We start from the raw sequence: 6187 nt of genomic DNA, 5'->3' as shown, positions 1-6187 counted from the left end.
ATCAGCTACCAGTGGCAGCGCGACGGCGTCGACATTGGCGGGGCGACCGGCACCACCTACACGCTGGGCAATGCCGATGTCGGCCACACCATCGACGTGGTGGCGAAGTACGCCGACGGCCATGGCACGGCAGAGAGCGTGGCCAGTGCGGCGACGGTGGCGGTGACCAACGTCAACGACCCGCCGACCGGGACGGTGACGATCAGCGGCACCGCGCAGGAGAACCAGGTGCTGACGGCGTCGAACACGCTGGCGGATGCCAACGGGCTCGGCGCGATCAGCTACCAGTGGCAGCGCGAGGGCGTCGATATTGGCGGCGCCACCGGCACCACCTATACGCTGGGCAGTGCCGATGTCGGGCATGCCATCGATGTGGTGGCGCACTACACCGACGACCATGGCACAGCGGAGAGCGTTGCCAGTGCGCAAACCACGCAGGTGGCTGGCGTCGGCGTCATCATTGGTGACAATAATAGCAATACACTGACGGGCACGGCAGGAAACGACACGTTACAGGGTTTTGGCGGAAACGATTCGATCATTGGCCTGACCGGCATCGACCGGGCCGTCTACACCGATGCGACCGGCGGCATTACCGCCGATCTGGCGGCGGGGACGGTGTCCGGTTCGGGTGTCGGTACTGACACATTGACCGGGATCGAGGCGATCCAGGGCAGCAATTTTATCGATCATTATTCGGCTGCCGGTTTCACGGGTGATGCCGAGGTGCCGGGCGTGCCGGTTGACTTCAATAGCTTCGAGGGCATGGGCGGGGATGACCTCATCATCGGCAGTGTCAACGTGCAAGGCCAGGTCCTGACGCGCGTGGTCTATTCGAGCGCGACCGGGGCCGTCACCGTCGATTTTGCCGACGCCACGACGGTCGGGACCGATCATTTTACTGGCACCGCGATCGGAGACGTCTCGGTCGGCACCGATCACTTTACCAACGTCAATACGGTTGTCGGATCGGGCTTCGGCGATACGCTGCGCGGCAGCAACAACGCCAACGGCACCTACGAGCAATATGACGGTCGCGCCGGCAACGATTTGATCGACGGTCGCGGTGGCTATGATTTCGCCGTTTACAATAACGACCCGGCCACGGTTTCGGGCATCACCGTCAATCTTGCCGCGGGCATTGTGACCGGCGACGCTTCGGTCGGCATCGATACACTTCGCAACGTTGAAGCCGTTCGCGGAACCAACTTCGCCGATACCTATAATGCTGTCGGATTCAGCGGCAGCAGCACGAATGCAGGTTCGCTTGGCACCTTCAATAATTTCGATGGCGTCGGCGGCGATGACATCATCCTTGGCAACGGCAACACCCGAATTCAATATACCAATGCACTGGACGCCGTAACTGTCGATATCGTGCTTGGCAAGGCGCATGGAACGGCAGCCGGTGACGCGGCTGGCACCGGAACCGACACCTTCAGCGGCGTCAACGCCGTCATTGGCTCGATGTTCGGCGATACAATTTCAGGTAGCGGCAACAACGAGACCTTCATGGGCCTCGCCGGCGACGACACGATTGACGGCCGTGGCGGCTTCGACACTGTCCAATACAATAACATGACATACACGACCGGCGGGATCAGTGTTGATCTTGCCATCGGCAGAGTGATTGGCGATGCCTCGACCGGCACCGATACGCTGCGGTCGATCGAAAGTATTCAGGGCACTAATTTCAACGACGTCTACAACGCGGTGGGTTTCGGCGACTCTAGCCACTTAGACCCCACGCTCAACAACGTCGGCAACAACGGCACCTACAATCAGTTCGAAGGACTGGATGGCGACGATCAGATCACCGGTAATGGCAATACGCGAGCTGTTTATCTCAGCGCCGCCGCGGGCGTAACCGTCGATCTTGTTCTTGGCACCGGAAAGGGCACCGCGGCCGGAGATCTCGCCAACGTCGGAACCGACACCTTTATCGGTGGCGTGAATGGCGCTGTCGGCAGCAATTTTGCTGACATGCTGCTCGGCAGCGCTAATGCGTCGGGAACTGTAGAGCAGTTCGATGGGCGCGGCGGCAACGATACCCTCGATGGCCGCGGCGGCTTCGATCAGGCGACTTATGCCAACGATGCGAATGTAACGACAGGCATTACCGTCGATATGTTTTCCGGTACCGCCGACGGCGATGCAGCGGTCGGGCACGATACCTTGATCTCGATCGAATCGGTCATCGGTACCAGATTCAACGACGTCTATAACGCTGCGAATTTTACCGGAGGCAGTTTCGGCACCTTCAACGAATTCCAGGGCTATGGCGGCGATGACCAGATCACCGGTAACGGCAATACTCAACTCGGGTATAACAATGCCACCTCGGGCGTGACGATCGACATGACCACGGGGAATGCTGCCGGCGATGCGTCCGTCGGACACGATACGTTTACCGGTGTGAGCAGTGTCATAGGCTCAAACTTCGACGATACGATCTCGGGCAGCAACGCCAGTGAAATCTTCAACGGCGGAAGCGGCAACGACACTATCAGGGGAAGAGGCGGCAACGACGCCATGACAGGTGGTGCCGGGGCGGACACGTTCGTTTATGCGACCGGTGATGGGGCCGACCAGATCACAGACTTTCTCCATGTACAGGGGGACAGGATCGATGTGACGGGCGTCGGTGGTGTTCTCGGTCTTTCGGACATTGTGTCGCATGCCGCACAGCAAGGATCGGACACAGTCATTACCTTCAGTCCAGGCAATAGCATTAGCCTGCAGAACGTTACCCTGGGAAGTCTTGTCGCGAGCGACTTTATCTTTGCCGCTGCCGGCAGCACGCCAACCGCCAACGACAATAACAATTCGCTGGTTGGGACGGGAGGGGCCGATACACTGAGCGGTCTTGCCGGCAACGACAGGCTTCAGGGCTTGGCGGATAACGATCTGCTCGATGGTGGGCTAGGCTTTGATCGCGCGGTCTATACGGATGCAACGGGTGGTATCATCGTCGATCTTGCGCATGGCAAGTCGTTCGGTGCGGGCGTTGGCAGCGACACACTTGTGTCCATCGAAGGCGCTGTCGGCAGCGAGTTTGCGGATATCCTCGATGCTTCCGGCTTCACGGGATCGAGCGGCGTTCCCGGCACTCCCATCGGCTTCAACGAGTTCGAAGGTCGCGGCGGCAACGACACAATCACCGGCCTCGTCAATAGCCAGGGCGCGACGCTGACGCGCGTGTCCTACGTCAACGCAACCGCGGGCGTGACGGTAGATTTTGATGCGCACTACGCGGACGGAAATGCATCGGTTGGTCATGACACCTTCATCGGCGCAGGCGTCGCCAATGTGTTCGGGTCCTCGTCTGTCGACACGCTGCTTGGCAGCGACAATCCGAACGGTACCGTGGAAACGTTCGACGGCCGCGCCGGCAACGACACCATCAACGGTCGCGGCGGCTTCGACCGCGCCGACTACAACAACGATCCGGCCGTTACGACCGGGATCAAGGTCGAGCTTGCGATAGGAAAAGTGTCGCCGATCAATCCGCCCGATCTCACGATCGGCACCGACACGCTTCTGTCAGTCGAAGCGGTGCGCGGCACGAGCTGGGACGACACCTATGATGCGACCGGTTTTGGCAGCGGTAGCGCGAACGTCGGCTCCAATGGCACCTTCAATGAATTTACCGGCGTTGGCGGCAACGACACGATCATTGGTAACGGCAACACGCGTCTCAGCTTCAACGGCGCGACGGCCGGAGTCACGGTTGACTTTCAGACAGGCCCTACGCCGGGCACCGGAACCGCCGCCGGCGACGCGTCGGTTGGAACCGACAGCTTCAGTGGCGTTAATGCCGTCCAAGCCTCGATGTTCGACGATACGTTGTCGGGCAGCAGCAATAACGACACCTTTACCGGACTCGCCGGCGACGACCACATCGATGGTCGCGGCGGGTTCGATACGGCGAGCTATAACAATATCTATTTTACGACCGGCGGAATCAACGTCGATATGGCGTCGGGTGACGTGACGGGCGACGCCTCGATCGGTCACGATACGCTGCGATCGATCGAAGCCATCCAGGGGACCAATTTCGGCGATACTTTCGTGGCGACGGGATACGGTCTCGCAGGCGCTCTCAATATTGGCAACAACGATACATTCAACCAGTTCGAAGGGTTGGCCGGCAACGATACGATCACCGGCAACGGCAACACGCGTCTTATCTTTACCAATGCGACCGCCGGCGTGACGATCAATCTTGCCACCGGCGATGCTAATGGGGATGCATCGGTCGGGCACGACACGTTCATTGGTGTAAACAGCGTCACAGGCAGCAATGCTGTCGATACTTACGTGGCGACCGGGTTCGGCTCGTTCAACGCATTTCAGGGCATGGGCGGTGACGACATCATCACCGGCAGCGGCAATACGCAGATATTCTTCACCAACGCCACCGCAGGCGTGACGGCCGATCTCGCCACGGGCAACGCCGGTGGCGATGCATCGGTCGGACACGATACGTTCACCGGTGTCAACAGTGTCCTGGGTTCGAACTTTAGCGACACGATCTCGGGCAGCAACGCCAACGAGATATTCAACGGTGGGAGCGGTGGCGACATCCTGACTGGCGGGGCCGGCAGCGACAACTTCGTCTTTAGGTTCAGTTCAGGCAATGACACCGTCACCGATTTTACGCACAACCAGGATACGATCGATATCCACGATTACGCGACATTTACACAAAACGATTCCGCTTCGTTCGCGGCATGGATCGCCAGCGCGGCCGTCGAGGAGCAGGGTGCCAATACCCTGATTCATCTCGATACAAACAACTCGGTTCTGCTTTCGAATGTTGCGAAGGCAAGCCTTGCCATGAACGACTTCATCCTGCATCCCGCCGGCCAGTAAACGACGGCAGTGAGTGGTGCCCAAGCCGGCTGCCTATCACAGCCGCGGAATCCCAAGCCGGTCGGCCTCGGCGATCACTGCGGCGAGATTTTGGTGGCCGGCGCCGAAATGGCCTTTGCGCTCGCCGAGCGGGATCGTGTGAACTCCAGGTAACCGGTAATGCCGGTCGTGGACGAGGCATCGGTTGCGGATCAGCGGCCACAGCATGAGGCCGAGCATGCGCTGGTCGTGCCCGTATTTTGCGGTCGGCCCGAACGTAAAATAGCGCCGCATCACCTCGACGATATCGATGCCGCAGTCGGTGCGCCCGGCCCACGTGCAGCCGATCATCAGCTCGTTATGCATGACGTGATCGCGCACGGCGTGAAAGGGATAGCCGCTCTCGATCCATTGCTGGACCAGATCGGCTTCCGCGGCGGACAGCCGCGCATCGCAATCGCGCACCAGAAAACGCCCGACGCTGCGATCGTTCATCACCAGGAAGCGTTGAAACAGGCCGACGCTTGGATATTCGTCCTCGATGTAGCGCACATCGCCGCCATTCTCGCGTAAAAAGGCGACGCAGGCCGGCGGCACCGTCGCATCGACGTAGAAACGGCAGGTCCAGCCGGGATATACCGTGCGGCTGAGCACGAGATTGATCATGGCGCCGTAACTATAGAAGGGCGCTGTCCCCCAAAGCGAAAATGAAATGACGTTATGCCCCGAAGGCGGGCTGTCGGGCTCCTTCAGGGAGAAAGGGGGTGGATTGCCGCTGACCTCGGCGTCCCGCAGGTCCAGCGCGCGTTGCCCGTACCGGATCGCCTCATTGGTCCTCCCGGTGTAGAAGGTCGCGACCTTGAGCGTATCGAGGATGGTGAGGTCTTCGCCGTGACGCTCGAGGTACCGCGACGCCTGCACGATCGTTTCGTCGTAGCGTTTCAGGTTGGTGAGCGTCGCGATCCGGGCCTTCTCCAGGCGGGCGTTGTCCGGCTGGCGGCGGGTCAATTCTTCCGCGAGAGCGAGCGCCGGCTCCCAATCGCGCTTCTGAAAGAACGCATCGAATAGCAATTCCCTGGCAACGAAATCGTCGGGACCGGCAACGGTGATCGCGCACAATTGGACGATCGCTTCGTCGTTCTTGCCGGCCCGCAGCAGTCCGCGAATGACGTCGTAACGTCCCGCAGGTCGCGGAAGCGCCCCGCTCAAAGGGTTGGACATCGGTGGCTCTGGTCCGGCTCTGGCGCTATTTTCAAATGATGCAACCTTATTTAATAGACGAACCGGCATCTGTGTTAAATAGTCAGGATCTGATCAGACGAGATTTGCCCGG

At 60.0% G+C, this 6187-nt stretch carries 2 protein-coding genes; one reads left to right on the top strand and one right to left on the bottom strand.

The annotated features are described in order from the left end of the window. Positions 1 to 438: 438 nt before the first annotated feature. A complete protein-coding gene (locus N554_RS0134195; protein WP_371259555.1) occupies positions 439 to 4875 on the top strand; it encodes a beta strand repeat-containing protein in 4437 nt (1478 codons plus the stop codon). A gap of 36 nt (positions 4876 to 4911) precedes the next feature. Here the strand turns inward: N554_RS0134195 and N554_RS37720 are convergent, their stop codons facing one another. Continuing rightward, positions 4912 to 6075 carry a tetratricopeptide repeat protein gene (locus N554_RS37720; RefSeq protein WP_051677865.1) on the bottom strand — a complete coding sequence of 388 codons (1164 nt, stop codon included), beginning with the start codon at positions 6073 to 6075 and terminating at the stop codon, positions 4912 to 4914. Between the last annotated feature and the right edge of the window lie 112 nt (positions 6076 to 6187).

Origin of the sequence: Bradyrhizobium sp. URHD0069, assembly GCF_000701345.1 — a bacterium.
Lineage (GTDB): Bacteria > Pseudomonadota > Alphaproteobacteria > Rhizobiales > Xanthobacteraceae > Bradyrhizobium.
Note: the sequence above shows the minus strand (reverse complement) of the source record. Positions and strands in the feature narration are given on the sequence as shown.

Excerpts from the sequence above, each read along its gene's own strand:
- N554_RS37720 (WP_051677865.1), bottom strand. The coding sequence starts at position 6,075 with ATGTCCAACCCTTTGAGCGGGGCGCTTCCGCGACCTGCGGGACGTTAC.